This is a genomic window from Micromonospora fluostatini (assembly GCF_050410825.1).
In the GTDB taxonomy this organism is placed as follows: Bacteria; Actinomycetota; Actinomycetes; order Mycobacteriales; family Micromonosporaceae; genus Micromonospora; species Micromonospora rosaria.
Window position 1 is genome coordinate 4359995 of record NZ_CP191251.1, and the last position, 18636, is coordinate 4378630.

Annotated in this window: 18 protein-coding genes; 9 read left to right on the forward strand and 9 right to left on the reverse strand. The window is 74.5% G+C overall.

The features are described 5' to 3' along the window. Positions 1-79 precede the first annotated feature (79 nt). Positions 80-940, reverse strand: a complete 861-nt coding sequence (locus ACQUFX_RS19045) for a hypothetical protein (RefSeq protein WP_428961691.1) — start codon at positions 938-940, stop codon at positions 80-82. Positions 941-1023: 83 nt separating this feature from the next. Between ACQUFX_RS19045 and ACQUFX_RS19050 the strand changes: the two genes are divergently transcribed. The 3 genes from ACQUFX_RS19050 to ACQUFX_RS19060 all read left to right on the forward strand — a co-directional run bounded on the left by ACQUFX_RS19050 (position 1024) and on the right by ACQUFX_RS19060 (position 4589). Then, positions 1024-2256 carry a serine hydrolase domain-containing protein gene (locus ACQUFX_RS19050; RefSeq protein WP_428961693.1) on the forward strand — a complete coding sequence of 411 codons (1233 nt, stop codon included), beginning with the start codon at positions 1024-1026 and terminating at the stop codon, positions 2254-2256. Between the two features lie 141 nt (positions 2257-2397). Continuing rightward, positions 2398-3039: an NAD(P)-dependent oxidoreductase gene (locus tag ACQUFX_RS19055; RefSeq protein ID WP_428961694.1), complete on the forward strand. Its 642-nt coding sequence runs from the start codon at positions 2398-2400 to the stop codon at positions 3037-3039. A 128-nt stretch (positions 3040-3167) separates the two neighbouring features. After that, positions 3168-4589, forward strand: a complete 1422-nt coding sequence (locus ACQUFX_RS19060; RefSeq protein ID WP_428961695.1) for a M20/M25/M40 family metallo-hydrolase — start codon at positions 3168-3170, stop codon at positions 4587-4589. Between the two features lie 90 nt (positions 4590-4679). Here the strand turns inward: ACQUFX_RS19060 and ACQUFX_RS19065 are convergent, their stop codons facing one another. The 5 genes from ACQUFX_RS19065 to ACQUFX_RS19085 form a co-directional block, all read right to left on the reverse strand. Then, positions 4680-5144: a PPOX class F420-dependent oxidoreductase gene (locus ACQUFX_RS19065; RefSeq protein WP_428961696.1), complete on the reverse strand. Its 465-nt coding sequence runs from the start codon at positions 5142-5144 to the stop codon at positions 4680-4682. 24 nt (positions 5145-5168) lie between these two features. After that, positions 5169-5816: a DUF6642 family protein gene (locus ACQUFX_RS19070; RefSeq protein ID WP_428961698.1), complete on the reverse strand. Its 648-nt coding sequence runs from the start codon at positions 5814-5816 to the stop codon at positions 5169-5171. Positions 5817-6048: 232 nt separating this feature from the next. Continuing rightward, entirely contained in the window at positions 6049-6639 is a 591-nt protein-coding gene (locus tag ACQUFX_RS19075) for a ribosomal eL19 family protein (protein ID WP_428961700.1), read from the reverse strand. Positions 6640-6836: 197 nt separating this feature from the next. After that, positions 6837-7676 (reverse strand): response regulator transcription factor, encoded by an 840-nt coding sequence (locus ACQUFX_RS19080; protein WP_428967003.1) that lies wholly within the window; start codon positions 7674-7676, stop codon positions 6837-6839. After that, positions 7655-8905 (reverse strand): sensor histidine kinase, encoded by a 1251-nt coding sequence (locus ACQUFX_RS19085; protein ID WP_428961701.1) that lies wholly within the window; start codon positions 8903-8905, stop codon positions 7655-7657. The genes ACQUFX_RS19080 and ACQUFX_RS19085 overlap by 22 nt, the downstream gene beginning before the upstream one ends. Positions 8906-9036: 131 nt before the next feature. Here ACQUFX_RS19085 and ACQUFX_RS19090 point away from each other — a divergent pair, with 131 nt between their 5' ends. Genes ACQUFX_RS19090 through ACQUFX_RS19100 form a run of 3 tightly spaced genes read left to right on the forward strand, consistent with a single transcriptional unit; the run spans position 9037 to position 11551 of the window. After that, positions 9037-9936: an ABC transporter ATP-binding protein gene (locus ACQUFX_RS19090; RefSeq protein ID WP_428961702.1), complete on the forward strand. Its 900-nt coding sequence runs from the start codon at positions 9037-9039 to the stop codon at positions 9934-9936. After that, positions 9933-10724, forward strand: a complete 792-nt coding sequence (locus ACQUFX_RS19095) for an ABC transporter permease (RefSeq protein ID WP_428961703.1) — start codon at positions 9933-9935, stop codon at positions 10722-10724. Before ACQUFX_RS19090 ends, ACQUFX_RS19095 begins: the two co-directional genes overlap by 4 nt. 2 nt (positions 10725-10726) lie before the next feature. After that, the gene (locus ACQUFX_RS19100; RefSeq protein WP_428961704.1) at positions 10727-11551 is read left to right on the forward strand and encodes a YqeB family protein; all 825 of its coding nucleotides are present in this window, start codon (positions 10727-10729) and stop codon (positions 11549-11551) included. Between the two features lie 24 nt (positions 11552-11575). Here ACQUFX_RS19100 and ACQUFX_RS19105 read toward each other — a convergent pair whose 3' ends face one another. Further along, positions 11576-13237: a M20/M25/M40 family metallo-hydrolase gene (locus ACQUFX_RS19105; protein WP_428961705.1), complete on the reverse strand. Its 1662-nt coding sequence runs from the start codon at positions 13235-13237 to the stop codon at positions 11576-11578. A 390-nt stretch (positions 13238-13627) separates the two neighbouring features. Between ACQUFX_RS19105 and ACQUFX_RS19110 the strand changes: the two genes are divergently transcribed. Next, positions 13628-14482, forward strand: a complete 855-nt coding sequence (locus tag ACQUFX_RS19110; RefSeq protein WP_428961707.1) for an aldo/keto reductase — start codon at positions 13628-13630, stop codon at positions 14480-14482. 369 nt (positions 14483-14851) lie between these two features. Further along, positions 14852-15523, forward strand: coding sequence for an SMI1/KNR4 family protein (locus tag ACQUFX_RS19115; protein WP_428961708.1), 672 nt, complete (start codon positions 14852-14854; stop codon positions 15521-15523). A gap of 200 nt (positions 15524-15723) precedes the next feature. Here the strand turns inward: ACQUFX_RS19115 and ACQUFX_RS19120 are convergent, their stop codons facing one another. Continuing rightward, positions 15724-16392 carry a hypothetical protein gene (locus tag ACQUFX_RS19120; protein WP_428961709.1) on the reverse strand — a complete coding sequence of 223 codons (669 nt, stop codon included), beginning with the start codon at positions 16390-16392 and terminating at the stop codon, positions 15724-15726. Positions 16393-16469: 77 nt separating this feature from the next. Beyond that, positions 16470-17783, reverse strand: a complete 1314-nt coding sequence (locus ACQUFX_RS19125) for an AAA family ATPase (protein ID WP_428961710.1) — start codon at positions 17781-17783, stop codon at positions 16470-16472. A gap of 99 nt (positions 17784-17882) precedes the next feature. On the opposite strand from ACQUFX_RS19125, the gene ACQUFX_RS19130 reads away from it, so the two are divergent. Further along, positions 17883-18596 (forward strand): hypothetical protein, encoded by a 714-nt coding sequence (locus ACQUFX_RS19130; protein ID WP_428961712.1) that lies wholly within the window; start codon positions 17883-17885, stop codon positions 18594-18596. Positions 18597-18636 lie beyond the last annotated feature (40 nt).

An 18636-nucleotide genomic window follows, 5' to 3' on the forward strand; every position in this document is an offset into this window, starting at 1 on the left:
GGTACGACCGCCCACCGACACCCCGGCCGCCCACCCGTCGGGCGGGGTGGGGCGTTGCGCGCCCCACCCGGGGCGGGCCCTACCGGCCCGCCCCGGCCGTCGCGGCGGGGGCCGGGCGGCGGGATCCGGCCAGCCCCGCGACGAGCAGCAGGTACGCGGTCAGCTCCGCCAGGGCGGTGAGGGCCGGGACGGGCTGCGGCATCGACAGGGTGGGGGTGATGGCGTACCAGGCGAACAGGGCGGTGCGGTCACCCACGGAGAGGGGCAGGGTCACCGCGCCGATGCTCGCGTCCAGGTGCGGCAGCGCGGCCAGGGCGAGCAACGCCGCGCCGGTGCCGGCGAGCCACCGACCGTGCCCGGCCAGGGCCGCGGCGAGCGCCAGCGCGGTCACCCCGAGCGCCAGTGCTGGCAGCACCGCCAGGCCCACGGCGAGCACCGCGTCGGCCACCTCCGTGCCGTGCGCGGACTGCCGGCGATCGGCACCGAGGCCGAGCCAGACGTCGACGATCCGGACGACCGCGTACCCGGTGACCAGCACGGCCGTCACCGTCGCGGCGACCACCGGCCGCCGCCGCCACCCACCGCGACGCCAGACCACGAGCAGCACCGCCACGGCGGTCAACGATGCCCAGGACGCGGCGAGCCCCGCCTCGAAGCCGGAGGGGACGTCGATGCGGGCGCTCGGATCGTACGTCGACCAGCCGTAGCCGGCGTGCCGGTCCGCGGGCAGCGTGCGGACGGCCTCCACGAGCAGCACCGCCAGGGCCGCCGGCATCGCCCAGCGGGGAGCCGGTAGCCCGTTGCTGACGGCGTAGGCGAGGAGCAGAACGATCGCCAGCACCTCGGCGTAGCGCCACACCGGATCGGCCATCAGGACCCCGGCGACATGCGCTGCGGCGCAGGCCCCGGCGGCGGTCAGGAGGAGTGGCCCACGACGCACGGGCGAATCCTGCCACGCCCCGCCGACGACCGTTGCCCCGCCGAGGCGTGACCCGAGGCCGTACCGGCTAGTAGGTTTGCACGGTGAGCGTGACACGGACGACCGACCCGGACCTGATCGGTTTCGACCCCGCCCGGCTGGCGCGGATCGACGAGCACTTCGGCCGGTACGTCGACGACGGGCGGCTCGCCGGCTGGCAGATCGTGGTGACCCGCCGGGGCGAGATCGCCCACTCCCGCACCTACGGGGCGCGGGACGCCGAGACCGGCGCGCCGGTCGGCGAGGACACCCTCTGGCGGATCTACTCGATGACCAAACCGGTCACCTCCGTGGCGGCGATGATGCTCTGGGAGGAGGGCCGGTTCGAGCTGACCGACGAGATCAGCCGCTGGCTGCCCGAGTTCGCCGACATGCGGGTCTACTCGAAGGGCTCGGTGCTCAAGCCGTACACGGTGCCGGCGGCCGAGCCGATCCGGGTCTGGCACCTGCTCACCCACACCGCCGGCCTGACGTACGGGTTCATGCAGACCTCCGTGGTCGACGGCCTGTACCGCGCGGCCGGGTACGAACTGATGCCGCCGCCGGGGGTCGACCTGGCCGGGGCGTGCGCCGTCTTCGGCGAGTTCCCGCTGCTGTTCCAGCCCGGTACGGCCTGGGGCTACTCGGTCGCCACGGACGTGCTCGGCCGGCTCGTGGAGGTGGTCTCCGGGCAGAGCCTGGACGCGTTCTTCACCGACCGGATCTTCCGTCCGCTGGGCATGACCGACACCCGCTGGTGGGTCGAGGAGGCCGACGCCGAGCGGCTGGCCGCGCTGTACGTCCCGGACCCGCGCACCGGCCGGGCGGTCCGCCACGACCGGTTCGGGGCGGTGGCCCGGGAGAAGCCGGGGCTCCACTCCGGCGGCGCCGGCCTGATCTCCAGCGCCGCCGACTACCACCGGTTCACCCAGATGCTGCTGCGCGGCGGTGAACTGGACGGGGCCCGCCTGCTCGGCCCCCGGACGGTCCGGTTCATGACCCGCAACCACCTGCCCGGCGGCCACGACCTGGCCACCCACTCCGTGGGCGGGTTCTCCGAGACCATCTTCGACGGGGTCGGCTTCGGGCTCGGCTTCGCCGTGATCGACGACCCGGTCCCGAGCCGGCTGCCGTCGAGCGTCGGCGAGTACTACTGGGGCGGCATCGCCAGCACCGCGTTCTGGGTCGATCCGGCGCAGGAACTCACCGCGCTGCTCTTCACCCAGCTCATGCCCTCCAGCACCTGGCCGCTGCGGACGCAGTTGCGGCAACTGGTCTACGCGGCCCTCGTCGACTGAGCGCGGCGCGCCGGCACCCCGCCGGACGCCGACCCGGCCGGACGCCGACCGGCCGCGCCCGTGTCCGGCCGGCCGGACGCCGACCGGCCGCAGATCGTCGTTCCGCCGACGGGCGGCGGGGACGCTCCCTAGCCTGGGATGATGAGCAACGTCGTCGTGTTCGGGGCCGGCGGGACCGCCGGGTCGCGGATCGTCGCCGAGGCGGCGCGCCGGGGGCACCGGGTCACCGCCGCGGTCCGACGGCCGGAGGCCGTCTCGTACCTGCCGGCCGGGGTCCAGGTGGTCACCGGGGACGCCACCAGCGAGCGGAGCGTACGGGACCTCGCGCCGGAGGCCGACGTCCTGGTGGTGGCGATCGGTGGGGGTACGCGCGACCTCTGGGTCGACGCGGCCCGGAACCTGGTCGACACGCTGCGTGACCTACCGGACCCGCCCCGGATCATCCACATGGGTGGTGGCTCGACCCTGTGCACCCCGCAGGGCGGCCGGTTCCTCGACGAACCGGACTTTCCCGCCGAGTACCGCGACTCGGCGCTGGGCCAGGCCGACGCCCTGGACTACTACCGGTCCACCGCCGACGGGGTCCCCTGGACGTACGTCTCCCCGCCGCCGTTGGAGTTCCATCCCGGCGAGCGGACCGGGCGGTACCGCACCGGCACGGACGAACCGGTGGTCGACCGTTCGGGCCGGTCGGCCATCAGCTACGAGGATCTCGCCGTGGCGATCGTCGACGAGATCGAGAATCCCCGGTTCACAAACCGTCGTTTTACCGCCGCATACTGATCTGACCTGCGGAAAAACCCTGGTGCACGATCTTGAGAAGGGAGGGGCGGACAGATAGGTTCGGTCGCATGTGACCCGGGCCCACCGCAAGACGGTGCCGGGTCCAGCCCCCGAACCAGGAGGACCCTTTGACCACACAGGACGGTCACGTCACCCCTTCTTCCCCCTCTGCCCTGAACCGCCGCCGGATGTTGGCCGTGGCGCTCGGCGGTGCCGCCACCGTCGCCCTGCCGGCCCCCGCCTGGGCCGCGGACGACCTGCGCCCGGGTGCCGTCCGGCTGCCCCAGCTCACCGCGGACGACAAGAAGATTGTCCGGCAGGCGTCGGCGAAGCGCGCGCTGAACGACCTCTTCACTCTCAGTGAGAAGATCGGCCCCCGGATCGGTGGGACGGCGTCGGAGCGGCAAGCCGCGGACTTCATCGCCCGTACCCTCGACCGGATGGGCTACGACACGACGTTGCAGCCGTTCCCGGTGGCGGACAAGTTCCTCGCCGACCTCAGCTCGCCGACCCGCCTGCCCTGGGACCTCTGCTGGCAGGCCGGCGCCTCGGCGCACGGTGCGCTGGACACCAAGGCCCGGGGCCGGGTGATCGACGTCGGCGCCGGCGCCCCGGAGAACTACCCGGCGAACGCGGCCGGCCGGATCGTCCTCGTCGACTACGTCGCCGCCCAGCGGGAGCAGCTCGTCGCCACCGCCGTGGCGAAGGGCGCGGCGGCCGTGGTCTTCCTCCCGGCGGACGCGGTGGCGCCCCGGATGGCCTCGGCCTTCTCCCCCACCCTGCCCGGCTCGGCCAGCAACCCGGTGCCGATCCCGGTGGTCGGCGTCGCGCAGGCGCAGAAGCACCGGCTCCGTGCGCTGGTCGCCGCGCAGGAGCTCATCCTGGTCATCAAGACCTCGGCGCACCGCAACCTGATCTCGAACAACGTGATCGGCGAGCGGGTCGGCACCCTCGGCGCGAACGCGCCGGTGGTCATGGTCTGCGCCCACTACGACACCGTCATCGGCGCCCCCGGGGCCAACGACGACGGCTCCGGCACGGTGCTCGCCCTGGAGCTGGCCCGGGTGCTGAAGAACACCCCGCTGGAGGCGACCATCCGGTTCGCCCTGTGGGGCTCCGAGGAGCAGGGCCTGATCGGCTCGCGCTACTACGTCCGGCAGCTCCCGCAGACCGAGCGGGACCGGTTCCTCGCGGTCTACAACAACGACATGGTCGCCACGAGCTGGGACCCGGCCACCAAGTACTGGCTGCTCTCCTTCACCGGCCAGGCGAACCGGGCCACCGACGAGGTCGCCGCGGCGGCCGTCCGGCTCGGGTACGAGCCGCAGATCTCCCCGGTGACCCAGCGTGGGTCGAGCGACCACCAGTCGTTCCAGGAGGTCGGCATCGCCAGCGCCAACTTCTCCTGGCGGGGCGAGGAGTCCCCGGCGCTGCTGGAGCCGCCGTACCACAGCCCGGAGGACACCATCGAGAAGAACATCAGCCTGGAGCGGCTCCAGGTCTCGCTGGAGCTGATCGGCGCCGCCACCTTCGCGACGGCCCGGGGCTGACGCCCAGCCGGGCGGCCCATGGGCCGCCCGGCCCGGCAGGACCCCGACCGGGGTGGGACGCCGCGTCCCACCCCGGTCGTGCGCGTGCGGTCAGTCGGCGAGCCGGGCCGGGAAGCCGCCGGTGGCGATCGGCCCCCAGTCGGTCACGGTGACCCGGATCAGCGACTTGCCCTGCCGGACCATCGCCGTGCGGTACTCGTCCCAGTCGGGGTGCTCGCCGGAGATCGACCGGAAGTACTCCACCAGCGGCTCCAGGGCCGCCGGCAGGTCGAGCACCTCGGCGGTGCCGTCGACCTGCACCCAGGGCCCGTTCCAGTCGTCGGAGAGCACGCAGACCGAGACCCGGGGGTCGCGGCGGACGTTGCGCACCTTGGCCCGCTCCGGGTAGGTCGAGATCACCAACCGCCCCTCGGCGTCGACCCCGGCCGAGACCGGCGAGGACTGCGGACGCCCGTCGGCGCGGGTGGTCATCAGCACCACCCGGTGCCGGGGACGGAGGAACTCGGTCAGCGCGGCCCGGTCGACCCGGGTGTTGCTCGCGATGCTGCGTGCCATCGCTCGTTTCTACCAGCGGCGAGGTCAGGGCCGCTGGGCAGGCCGGGCGACGCGCGCCGGCGTGGGCTGGGCGGGCACCCGGGGCCGGGCCGCCGGACGCCAGGCCCGGCCGTTGGCGTAGACCACCCGGAAACCGAGATACGCCGCCAGCGGCCCCCAATGCGCGGAGCCCATCCGCAACTCGGCGGCGTTGTGCCGCTGGCCGTTGGCGAGCGCGTCGAGCAGCACGGTCTCGAACGCGGCCGACTCGGCCCAGTCGACCTCCCGGGTGTACCCGCAGATCAGCGCCGCCCCGGTCACCGCCAGGAACTCCCGGAGGGTGGCGTCGGGGGCGCGCAGCACCGAGCAACTGCCGAAGTAGAGCCGCCGGCCCTCGCCCCGGCCGGCCATCCGCTCGGCCACGTCGGCCAGCTCGACGGAGTCCCAGTCGGTGAGGCAGAGCCGGTTCGGCTCCCCGTGCATGGCGAAGAACCCGACCCGGTAGTCGGCGTACTGCTTGAGCAGCCAACGGTCCAGGAAGTAGAACAGCTCGTCGCGGGTCGCCGCGTCCTTGTGGATGAACCTGATCTTGCCGAGCCGTTCGAGCAGTTCCAGCGTGGGCAGGACCGACGTCCGCTCGTTCAGGTCACGGTGCCACTGCCCCTCGACGCAGAACACGCCGCCGCGCGCCATGCGTCCACCTCCCCCGTTCGCCCGGCCCGGCGCTGACGTTACCCGTCCCGGCGGGTCCGGGGACACCGGCCGGACCATGCCCGTTGGGATGATTTTCGGCAGCTCAGCCGCCCCGGCCGGCGCGGCCCCGGGGCGGTCGGCGGCGGATTCCGGCACCGGGTCGGTGGGCGGTCGGCCGGGAGGAGGCAGGGGGTCCCCCTCCCGGCCGACGCCCGGCCCCGGGCCGTGCCGCTCAGCTCGCCCGGGGCCAGCGTGGCGCGGTGGCGGGGGGTGCCACCGGCCGTCCGGGAACGCGGGCCGGAACGGACCGCCCCGCCTGGCCGCGCAGGTGGGCGGGGACCGGCCGGGCGACCCGGGGCGGCACCACGGCGGTACGCGGCGGCACGACGCCGGAGCGGGGCGGGACCGTGCCGACGCGGGGCGGCACGGCACCGGTGCGCGGCGGGACGGTCCCGGTGCGGGGCGGGACGGTGCCGGTGCGCGGCGGCGCGGCCGTACCGGGTCGGGCCGGCACCCCCGCACCGGGTCGGGCCGGCATCGCCCCGGTCCGTGCCGTCGACGGCCCGTTCACCACGAACGGGAACGGCACGTGCACGAACGGGTTGCCGTGCCGGATCAACGCGTCGATCTGACGTTCGTTGAGCCCGTGCGTCTCCAGCACCCGCCGTCCCCACCGGTGCAGCCGGCACGGGAACGACGCGCCGTCGTTACGGCACAGGGGCCCACTCGGCCACTCCTCGGCGGCGTGCACCACCAACGCCCGGACCGCGAGCCGGACGTCCTCGGGGGTCAGCGGTGCCGGCACCGGCACCTCACCCAACACCTGATCGATGGGATCCGTCGACTGCTGACCAACTCGCACGGTAACCCTCCCGCAGTTCCGCAGCGGTGCGGCTGAGCGCCGCATCCTCGTGCACTGGTACGGGGATCACGCTGCGTCGGTTCAATCCCGCCAGGCCCGGTCAGCGGCGTTCTCGCCCCGGGTCGCGCGTACCCCCGGTGACGGCCGGACAGCGCAGGTCAGACCAGGCCGGCGTCGTGGACCAGCAGGGCCACCTGGACCCGGTTGTTCAGGTCGAGCTTGGTCAACAGCCGGGAGACGTACGCCTTCACCGTGGCGACGCTCATGAACAGCTCGGCGGAGATCTCCGCGTTGGTCCGCCCCTGGCCGAGGGCGACCGCCACCTCCCGCTCCCGCTCGCTCAGCCCGGCCAGCAGCCGCCGCGCCCGGTCCCGCCGCGCCACCGACGCACCTGCCGACGCCGCCCCGCCCGCCGGGGCCGCACCCGGCGAGGTGGCCCCGTGGGCGGCGGTGACGTGCTGGATCAGGGTGCGGGTCACCGTCGGGGAGAGGGTCGCCTCCCCCGCCGCGACCCGCCGGATCGCCCGCACGATCTCGGCCGGTGGGGTGTCCTTGAGCAGGAAACCGCCGGCCCCGGCCCGCAGCGCGCGCAGCACGTGGTCGTCGGCGTCGAACGTCGTCAGGACCAGCACCTCCGGCGGCTCGGGCAACGCCCGCAACGCCTCGGTCGCGGCCAGCCCGTCGACCCGGGGCATCCGGATGTCCATCAGCACCACGTCCGGCCGGTGCGCGGCCACGGCCGCGCCCACCTCGTCCCCGTCGGCGGCCTCACCGACCACGATCAGGTCGGGCACCCCACCGAGGATCATCGACAGGCCGGCCCGGACCAGCGCGTCGTCGTCCACGACCAGCACCCGGACGGGCCGCCCGGCGGCGCCGCCGGGCCCCACAGCGGCATCGCCGGGCCCCACAGCGGCGCCGCCGGGCCCCACAGCGGCGCCGCCGGGCCCCACAGCGGCATCGCCGGCCACCCCGGTCACGCCGCCCACGGCAGCCAGGCGGCCAGGCGGAAGTCGCCCGACCCGTCCCGGCCGTACTCCAGCCGCCCGCCGGCCAGGGCGACCCGCTCGGCCACCCCGACCAGGCCGGTACCCGCGCCGGGGATCTCCGGGGTGGTGGGACCGCCCACCGGCCAGCGGTTGCGGATCCGCACGGTCAGCCCCTCGTCCGGCCCGCCGCTGAGGCGGACGTCGACCGCCGCGCCGGCGGCGTGCTTACGGGCGTTGGTCAGCCCCTCCTGCGCGATCCGGTACCCGGTGCGGCCGATCGCGGTGGGCACCGCCTCCGGCGTGGTCACCCGGTCGGTGAACTCGATCCGCATCCCGGCCGACCGGGACTCCCGGACCAGGGCCGGCACGTCGGTGAGGGTCGGCTGGGGCGGCTCCGGGGCCGCCGGCCCCGTAGCGTCGGTGTCGGCCCGGAGCACCCCGATCACCGCGCGGAGGTCCTCCAGGGCCGCGTGCGCGCTGCCCCGGATCACCCCCGCCGCGCGGGCGATCTCCTCCGGTGCCGCGTCGGGGCGGAACTCCAGCGCCCCGGCGTGCAGGCTGAGCAGGGAGATCCGGTGCGCGAGCACGTCGTGCATCTCCCGGGCGATCCGGGTCCGCTCGACCTGGCGTGCCTGCGCGACCCGTAGCTGCTGCTCGGCCTCGGCCCGCTCGGCGCGGTCCCGCAGCGACACGACCAGTTGCCGGCGGGCCCGGACGAACATTCCCCAGGCCACCACCGCCCCGAGGATGGTGGCGACGAACACCGTGGCCGCCGGCTGGGACATCCCCGGGTCCGGCCGGACCGTCAGCGACAGCGGCACCACCGCCAGGTGGGCCCCGAGCACACCCAACGCCACCGGCAGCGGCCGGTGGACCACCACGGTGAAGAGGACGACCAGCATCGCCCCGGCGGCGGTGACCGAGAAGACCGCGATCGGCAGCAGGGCCAGCGCCAGCCCGACCGGCCACCGGCGGCGCAGCCACAGGGCCGCGACGCAGAGCAGCCCGACCAGGGTGTCGGTGTCGAGCAGCCAGGCCGGGCCGGCGTTCAGCGCGAAGGTGGGCGCGGCCTGCCGGGCGTCGTCGTGGGCCACCGCCAGGAAACTGAGGGCGAACAGGAAGAACGCGCCGTCGACGAGCCAGTCGCGGGGGGTCCGGCGGGAACGCCGGGCCGGCTCGGCCGCGACCAGGGCGTTCGGCACCAGCCAGGGATGATCCGGTACGGCGGCACTGGTCACCAGTCGATGCTAGGCACGTCGCGGCCGGCCCGGACAGCTACCAAAGTCGAGACCTGTCCTCGACCGAGGGCGGTCCACCGGTCGACCCTCGGCCGCTGCGGCCGGCCGGACGGCGCGGGCAGGCTGTCGGCATGATCGAGGTCGAAGGACTGACCAAGCGGTACGGACGGCACACCGTCGTGGCCGACGTGACATTCCGGTGCGAGCCGGGCACCGTGACCGGCTTCCTCGGGCCGAACGGGGCCGGCAAGTCCACCACCATGCGGATGATCTGCGGGCTGACCCCGCCGAGCGCCGGCCGGGCCCGGGTGGCCGGGCGGCCGTACCGGGACCTGCCCAACCCGGGCCGGGAGATCGGGGTGCTCCTCGACGCCTCCGCGCAGCACGCGGGACGCACCGGCCGGGAGGTGCTCGCCGTCGCGGCGCAGACGATGGGCGTCGCGCCGGGGCGGGTGCCCGCCACGCTCGGCCGGGTCGGGTTGGACCCGACCGCCGCCGGGCGGCGGGTGCGGGCGTACTCGTTGGGGATGCGGCAGCGGCTCGGCCTGGCGTACGCGCTGCTCGGCGACCCCCGGGTGCTGGTCCTCGACGAGCCGGCCAACGGCCTGGACCCGGAGGGGATCTTCTGGCTGCGGGGGCTGCTGCGGGACTTCGCCGACCGGGGTGGCACCGTCCTGCTCTCCTCCCACCTGCTGCGCGAGGTGGAGGCGGTGGCCGACCGGCTGGTGGTGATCGGGGGCGGGCGGGTGGTCGCCCAGGGCGACCGGGACGACCTGCTCTCCGGCGCCGGCACCCTGGTCCGTGCCCGGGACCCCGACGCGCTGCGGGCCGCGCTCGGCGCGGCCGGGCTCGACGCGACCGGTGGCACCGACGGGGGGCTGCTGGTCGCGGCGCCGGCCGGGGTGGTCGGGCAGGCCGCCGCCGACGCCGGGGTCGCCCTCACCGAACTACGGCCGGCCGGCAGCGGCGGCCTGGAACAGGTCTTCCTCACCCTGACCGCCGGCACCCCGGTCCAGGAGGCCGTCCGATGACCACCGCCGCGCCGAGGCCACCCGCCGTCGCCACCCGGCCACCCGCCGGGGTACGCCGGCCGTCGCTGCTCCGGCTCACCGGCGTGGAGTCGCGCAAGCTCGTCGACACCCGGGCCGGGTTCTGGCTGCTGGTCACCATCGGCCTGCTGGCCGCCGCGCTGGTCGCGGTGATGCTGATCTGGGCCCCGGTCGCCGACCGGACCCTCGGGAACCTGTTCACCGCCACCCTGCTGCCGGTCGGCGTGCTGCTGCCGGTGCTCGGCATCCTCTCCGTCACCGGTGAGTGGTCGCAGCGCACCGCGCTGGGCACGTTCGCCCTGGTGCCGAGGCGGGAACGGGTGATCGGGGCGAAGCTCGTCGCGGTGGTGCTGGCCGCGCTCGCCTCGGTCCTGGTCAGCCTCGCGCTGGCCGCCGGTGGCGCGCTCGTCGCCGACGCCACCGGTACGGCCGACGCGTGGCGGACGGAGCCGGCGCTGCTCTGGCACGCGGCGGTGCTCCAGGTGGCCGGGGTGCTGATGGGGGCGGCGTTCGGCCTGCTGCTGCTGAACACCCCGCTGGCCATCGTGACCTACCTGGTGCTGCCGATCGTCTGGTCCACGCTGGGCGCGACGATCGGCGCGCTGCGTGGTCCGGCCGGCTGGCTGGACACCGCGCTGACCATGGAGCCGCTCTACACTGCCGGGGTGAGCGGGGAGCAGTGGGCCCGGCTCGGCGTGTCGCTCCTGGTCTGGCTGGTCGCGCCGATGGCCGGCGGGCTGGTCCGGACCCTGCGGCGGGAGGTGTCGTAGTCGTGCGGACCGACGGGTACGGCTCGCCGACGGTGGTCGGCGGCGGGGCCGGGGAGCTGGTCCTGATGTGGGCGGGGTTCCCGGTGCTCGGCGCGGTCGCCGGCTGGGGGCTCGCCGCCGGGGCCGGGTTCGTCGCCGACCTGCCCTGGTTCCCGGTGCAGGGGCTGTTCGCGGGGATCGACCGGCTGCCGGAGCCGCACGCCACGATCGGGGCGGTCGCCCTGGGTGCGCTGGCCGGGCTGGTCGTCGCCCTGATCGGGACGGCGGAACGGCTCACCGTCACCGTCGACGTCGAACGGGTCCGGCTGCGCCGCGACGACACGGAGCAGTCGGTGCCCCGCCGGGGCGTCCGGGCGGTGTTCCGCGACGGCAAGGACCTGGTCGTGCTCGGCGCGGCCGACGAGGAGCTGACCCGGGAACGGTCCGACCTGGACGCCGGGCGGCTGGAGGCGGCGTTCCGGCAGCACGGTTGGCCGTGGGCGGCGCAGGACCCGCACCGGGAGGCGTTCCGGCGCTGGGTGCCGGAGCTGCCCGGCCTGCCGGTCGGCGCGGACGCGCTGCTGCGGGCCCGGCAGCGCGCCGTCGACCGGGACAAGGGGGACGACGCCCGGGAACTGCGGGCCGAGTTGGCCCGGCTCGGCGTGGTGGTCCGCGACGACCGGAAGCGCCAGTACTGGCGGCTCTCCGCCGTCGCGCCCCCACCGGGGCCGAACCCGCTCAGCCCCGGGCCGGGGCCGAACCCGCTCAGCCCCGGGGCGGGCACCGTCGCGCCGCCGGCCGGGCCGGGCCCCGACGGGGGTCCGGCCCGGTCGACGGATCAGGACTGACCCGCCCGGGTACGCTGCGTCAGCTCACCGCAGGGCGGCACCGTGCCCGTGGGCGTCAGCCGTGGGGTGGGCGTGGCCGTGGTGCGCGCCGTGGCCCTGGTGCGCGCCGTGTCCCGTGGCGGCCGGGCGTCCGGGGGCGCGTGCGCCGTTCACCGCCGAGGTGTCGAAGGCGAAGGTGATCACGGCGGTGGCGACCGCGTCGGAGTTGACGTCCAGCGCGTGGGTGTTGACGTTGCCCCACAGCTTGTACTTCTTCCCGAGCTGGCGGTACAGCTCACGGTCCGCCCCGTCGGCGACCGGCGTGGTGCTGTCGCACGTCGCGTGGTAGCACGGGTCGTACGGCACGTCGGCGATCCCGCCGAAGAGCCGTACCTCCTCGGCGGTCTTCAGCCCCTCGGCTCCGGTGAAGAGACCACCGGCGGGGATGTCGATGCCGGGCGCGATGAACGGGCCGTAGTCGGAGCGGCCGGTGAAGTCGGACGGGACGGTGGGCAGCCGCCGGGAGGCGAAGAAGTCCTGGAAGACCTTCTCGATCGCGGCCGAACCCTCCGGACCCGGGCCGGCGCCCTCACCGGCGGAGTCGTCGCCGTCGTAGACGCCGAAGACGTAGTTCGGCGAGCCGATCATGTCGAAGTTCAGGTACAGCGCGATGTCGGCGACCTGCTGCGGCGTCAACTGGTCCACGTAGTACTGGGAGCCGAAGAGGCTGGCCTCCTCCGCGCCCCAGAAGGCGAACCGGACGGCGTTGCGCGGCTTGACCTTCGCCATCTGGAGGGCGACCTCCAGCAGGGCGGCGGTGCCGGTGCCGTTGTCGTTGACGCCCGCGCCCTCCAGCACCGAGTCCAGGTGGGCCCCGGCCATCACCACGTTGTCGGTCCGGCCGTGCCGGGTCTGGGCGACGACGTTCGAGCTGGTACGGATCTCCGAGAAGGTGTCGGCCTCGATGCGCAGGGTCAGGCCGGCAGTCGTGGCGAACGTCGCCCCGGTGTCGTACGAGACGGAGACGGCGGGGATGCCGACCGGGGCACCGAGGGTACCGATCAGCAGGTCGTACCGGTCGGGGTTCTCCGTCGGGGTGCCGTTGCCCTGGTTCATGAGGATGGCGCCGATCGCCCCGGCGGCCTCGGCGTTGGCGACCTTGTCACCGAAGCCGCAGGTGCCGCGCTGGAGCAGGGCGATCTTGCCGGTCACGTCGACGGCGTCGAAGTCGCTGGCCTCGCAGCCGGAGGAGGAGGCACGCGGCGGGGTGAGGTTCACGTCGACGGCGACCACCTCGGCCTGCGCCACGCCGTCACCGGAGTACTCCATCAGGTCGTAGTCGGTGCCCTCGGTGTAGCTGACCGGGTTCGGCGCGACCTGCGCGAACGACGAGCCGAACGCCTGGAAGAACGGGAACTCGAACTCCTGCCGGGTCACCTGGTACCCGGCCTTCGTGAGCAGCCTGGCGACGTAGTCGGCGCTGGCGTCGTAGCCCGGCGTCCCGGAGGCGCGGTTGCCGCCGTTGGCGTCGGCGATGTCCTGGAAGGCGTCGAGGTGCTTGAGGACGCCCTTGAGTGTCACCGCCTTCGTCAGCTTCCTGGCCGAGTTGTTGTTGGGCTGGGCCGACGCCGGGTTGATCAGCGCCACCGTACCCACGAGCGTTCCGGCCGCGATGGCGGCCAGCACCCTCCTGCCTGAGAAAGGCATGACCTGTGTTCACCCTTCCTGTTCGCCGTGCCCGGCCTCCCGACCCCCGTGAGCCGAACATCCGACCATCTTGATGCAGGTCAATGACCCGCGAAAGGGGACCTTTCGGCCCACCAGGACCACCTGTTCGTGCCTCCACAAGGGTCGGTCGACCGGCTATGGCCCACCCGCCGACGGCCCGTCGGGCGACGGCTCCCGGTTTGGCCCCTAACATCCTCTACGGGCGGATCGTCACCCGCCCTGGAACACCCGGGCGTCGCCCGAACCGGACACCCGGGTCACGTGAGGAAACCGCCCCGGCGGGTACGACAGGTCGGTGGTCCGGCCGGTGGCCCTCGCGGCACGCACGCGGTCGGTTCCCGTCGCCGCAGTCCACCGTAAGGAGCCGGCATGACCACCAACCCGATACCCGACATCTCGCTCAACGACGGCAACACCATCCCCCAACTCGGCTTCGGCGTCTTCCAGATCACGCCGCGCGACACCGTCCAGGCCGTCCGGACCGCCCTGGAGACCGGGTACCGGCACATCGACACCGCCCAGATGTACGGCAACGAGGCCGAGGTGGGGCAGGCCGTCCGCACCGCCGGCCTGGCCCGGGACGAGGTCTTCGTGACCAGCAAGCTGAGCAACGCCGCCCATTGGCCCGACGACGCCCGGGCCGCGTTCGAGTCGACGCTGGACGCGCTGAAGTTCGACTACCTGGACCTGTTCCTGATCCACTGGCCCCTACCCACCCGGTACGACGGCGACTTCGTCACCACCTGGCGGACCCTGGAGGAGTTCCGCCGCGACGGCCGGGCCCGCTCCATCGGGGTGTCGAACTTCCAGGTGCCGCACCTGGAACGGCTCCTCGCCGAGGCCCGGGTCGTGCCGGCGGTCAACCAGGTCGAGGTGCACCCGTACTTCGGCAACGAGGAGGTGCGCGCGTACGGGCACCGCCACCAGATCCTCACCCAGGCGTGGTCCCCGATCGCCCAGGGCCGGGTCCTCGACGACCCGACGGTCATCGACGTCGCCGAGCAGGTGGGCCGGACGCCGGCCCAGGTGGTGCTGCGCTGGCACATCCAGCGCGGGGACATCGTCTTCCCGAAGTCGACCACGCCGAAGCGGATCGAGGAGAACCTCCGGATCTTCGACTTCGAGCTGGACGACACGGCGATGGAGCGGATCACCGGCCTGGACAAGGGCGAGCCGGGTCGGCAGGGCGCCCACCCCGACACCTTCGACTACCTGCCCGCCTGACCGGGCGGCCCGGCGATCGGCGGGCGTGGGGCGGCGCGCTGTCGGCGACCGGCGCGTCCGGGTCCCGACGACGGAGCTGTTCCCGCGTCCGCTCCGCCGCCGGGCCCGGGAACCCGACCGCGAGGTTGCCGCCCCCCGACCGGGAGTCTCACCCAACTCGGGTCATGCCCCTCTCACCCTAGGTAAAGATGGCCGTTCATGGGACCCGTCCGGCTGTCCGGATACCGGCAGACCCGAATCGTTCCGGCCGCTGCCACCGCGTGGCGGAGGCCGACGGACCACCCGGGCCACCGGCTCGGGCGGCCAGCCGGACGCCCGGAGCCCGGTGGGTGGGCGGAAGTGTCGGCGGGCGTCGGTATGGTGCCGGGCGTGACGGGACACGACTGGAGCGACGTGCCGGAGCGACTCGCCCGGCTGGCCGCCGCGCCGACCGCGGGGAAGGTGTTCGGCGCCCTCGGGCACGAGTGGCTGGTCGAGCCGCCACTGACCGAGGCGGAGCTGACCGAGCTGGAGAGCCAGGTCCGGGTGGAGCTGCCCGAGGAGTACCGCTCGTTCCTGCGCCAGGTGGGGCGCGGTGGCGCGGGCCCGTTCTACGGCCTGTTCCCGCTGCGCCGGGTCGACGGTCGGTGGGAGTGGGAGGGCGACGGCGCCGAGCTCACCGCCCGGGAGACGCTGAGCCAGCCGTTCCCGTACACCGAGGCGGTCAACCCGGCGCTGCGCCTGCCCGAGCATCCCGACGAGGACGACTTCGCCACCGCCGAGGAGTTCGCCGCGGCCGAGGAGTCCTGGTGGGAGCAGCACGACGCGATCATGTACGACCCGGCGCACTTCATCGGCCTGGTCTACCTCTCCCACCGGGGCTGCGCCCTGCGGGACGCCCTGGTGGTGAGCGGGCCCGCCCGGGGCACCATGTGGACCGACCGGACCGCCGACGAGGGCGGGTTCGAGCCGATGACGGACACCGACGGCACCCCGCTGGGCTTCGCCCGGTGGTACCGCCGCTGGCTGGACCAGGCCACCGAGCAGGCCGCCGCCGCGTGATGGAAGGAAGGGCCCCCTGTTAACGCCTCCGGTAGAGAGGGGCACCCTTCTCACATCCCCCGACCCGGCGGCCCACCGGCTGCTGCTGGCCGGCGCGACAGTCCGACGGCCCGGCAGTCCGACGGCCCGGCAGTCCGACGGCGCGGCGAACGGGCGAGAGGGGTGGCGGGTTGGGGAGCGAGCGGGGCCGACCGGCGCGGTCAGCGGGCGGCCCGGCCGGGTAGCGGCAGGTCCTCGACCGGGCCCCACTCCAGCTCGCTGTCGCGGACCAGGGCCGCCTCACCCCACGAGACGCGCAGCAGACCGGCCTCCGAGGTACAGGCGAAGCCGATGAGGATCACCTGAGGCTCGGCGGCGAGCTGCGCGACCGCCTCGCGCAGCGGCTCACGGTCCCGGCTCTCGCCCGGGGTGGGCGGCATCATCGGCAGCGTCGGCTCCTCGTGCCTCGGCGCGGGACCGAAGAGGATCAGCAGATCGCGGATCAGCCTGCTGAGGTCCCGGCCGGGCCGGACGTCCCGCATGTCCACGTCGCCGCGCTTGGCGTACCGCCAGGGCAACAGGAGATTGTCCCGGCAGATGGTGACCCGCACCTGCGCGCCGGGCGGGTGCACGTCGGTCACGTCGGGCAGCTCGCGCAGGTACTCGTGCAGCACCTCGTACTGCTGTTTCCAGCGGACCGGGCCGAAGGCGTGGTCGGTGTCCAACTCGGACGCCTCACGGGCGCCCCGGGCCAGCTCGACGGCGCGGTGCAGGGCGGCCGGCACCTGCCGGCGCAGCGCACCCGCGAGAGTCGGGCCGAACCTCCGCACCGACCAGTCGGACGGGTCGCCGGCACCCCACACGGCCATCACCTCCCGTGTCGACGTCATCACCCATCGACACGGCCAGTCTGCCACGGATCGACGGCCGCGCATCGCCGGCGACGGTCACTTTCGCGCCGCCCGGGTCACCGCGTCCCGCGGAGCGCCTGCAACATCTGCTGGTGGGCCTCCCAGCCGTCCGGGAACTTGACCGGGACGTCGAGGTGCACCGGCTCGGTCGACGGGTGGGCGTCGAGCAGTTCGCCGATACCCGCCCGCGCCACCACCACGCAGGCGTGCCGGTGCCGGGACGCCAGCACGCAGAGCCGCCCCGACTCCAGGTGGAAGGCGGTGGCGTCCCGCCGCCCGGACAGCGGGTGCAGCACGATCGTGACGTCGTACTCCCGGCCCTGGAGCCGGTTGGCGGTGTCCACCGTGACACCCGCCCCGGCCGGGCCCAGGTGGGCGCGGATCGCCGCGACCTGGTCGCGGTGCGCCGCCCCGACGGCGATCCGGTCCGCGCCCACCGGCGCGCCGGCCGGTGCGTGCTCGCTGACCGCGACCGCGCCCCGCCGCAGCACCCGCAGCGCCAACTCCGCGCAGGCCGAGGCCGCCTCCGCGTCGGTACGCAGGGTGTGCCGGGCCGGCAACTCGTAGAGCGCCCAGCCGGACGCGGCGGCCACCTCCACCGCCGCGTCGACGGCGTCGCCCGGCCCGGCGGCGGTGAAGGCCAACGTCCGGTCGACCGGCCCGGTGCCGGCCCGGAACCCGGTGAACGGGTAGAACGCCGCCGCGACCACCGGCGCGGCCGAGGCGGGCAGCCGCCACGACACCGGCAGCCGGTGCACCGGCAACTCCGGGTTGTGCCGCAGCAGCACCGCCACCGCCGACTGCATCGGATCCCAGGTCAGGCCCGTCCAGCGCGCGGTCTCGACGGTCGAGAACGGGTCGAGCTGGCCCGGGTCCCCCACGAACAGCGCCCGCTCGAAGCGTCCGGCCACGCGCAACAGGGCGTCCGAGCGCATCTGGTACGCCTCGTCGACGATCGCCCACGGCCAGCGTCCCTCGGTGACCAGGGCCCACTTGGCGGCCGTACCGATGATCACGGCCGGGTTGTCCAGGTCGGCGACCTTCGCCCCGACCCGGACCTGCTCGTGCGCCGTGACCCGCTCCGGGGCCCGGTAGTCGGCGGCGGAGAGCCGGCCGATGCGCAGCCCGGGGGCCTTGCGGGCGAGCCGGTCGATGAGATCGTCGACCTGCTCGTTGGTCTGCGCCACGATGATCAGCGGCTCGCCGGCGGTGGCCAGCTCGACGGCGGCCCGCACCACCAGGGTCGACTTGCCGGCCCCGGGCGGCGAGTCGACCACGACGCCCCGGTGGTCGCCGGAGCGCAGGTCGGCCAGGACGGCCGTGACGACCTGTTCCGCCTCGACGGACGGCGGCACCTGGAGTTCCCGCATCGCCCACCTCCCCTCGGCAGCCTCGCACCTTACCCGCCGGTGACCGTCGGACTCAGCTAGCATGACCGGGTTCTCGGGTGGCTGCGGAGACGAGGCGACATGCGGTGGCTCCAGCGTGTACTGGGTAAGGATCAGGTCCAGCCCGATCCGGGCCGGCAGGAGGCCATGCTGCACGAGGTCCGGCACCGGTTCGGCCCCCACGTCCAGATGCGGGCCGCCGACCAGGTCGAGGCGGTCCGGCAGTTGCTCGACGGCGACGACGGCCTGGCGGTGGCCGCCCGGATCGTGCACGAGGCCGCCGACGAGGCCCAGGGCCTCCTCCTCGCCCAGGCAGCCGACCTGCACCGCCGCACCGGGTACCGGCTCCTGGTGGACCGCCGCAACTACCGCCCGCTGTGGCGGGAGGCCGCGGCGCAGCTCCGGTGGCCGCTGTTCGCGCTGCCGGGCGGCCTGCACCCGTACGTGCAGGTGACCGCAGCGGTGACGGTGCTCGGGGAGCGGGCGTCCCGCCTCGACCGGATCACCGATCCGCAGCCGCTGCTGGCCCGCCTGTTCGAGCTGTTCGACCTCACCACCAGCGGGTGGGAGTACGCCCGGGTCCGGGTCGACACCGACGGTGCCACCCTGGCGCTGCGGCTGATCTCCACCGGCCGGCAGGTCATCGACACCATGTCGAACCCGCCGCCGCTCCCCCTGTCGGTGCGGGAGCTGATGCGCCGCAACAACACCGTCGCCGTCCACGACCCGGCCGGCGGCCAGGTGGTCGGCGGGCTGAACCCCGGCGCGGAGCTACGGGTGACCCTGCTGACCTGAGCGCCCCGCGACCACCTCTGGCGCACACCCGCCCCGCGCG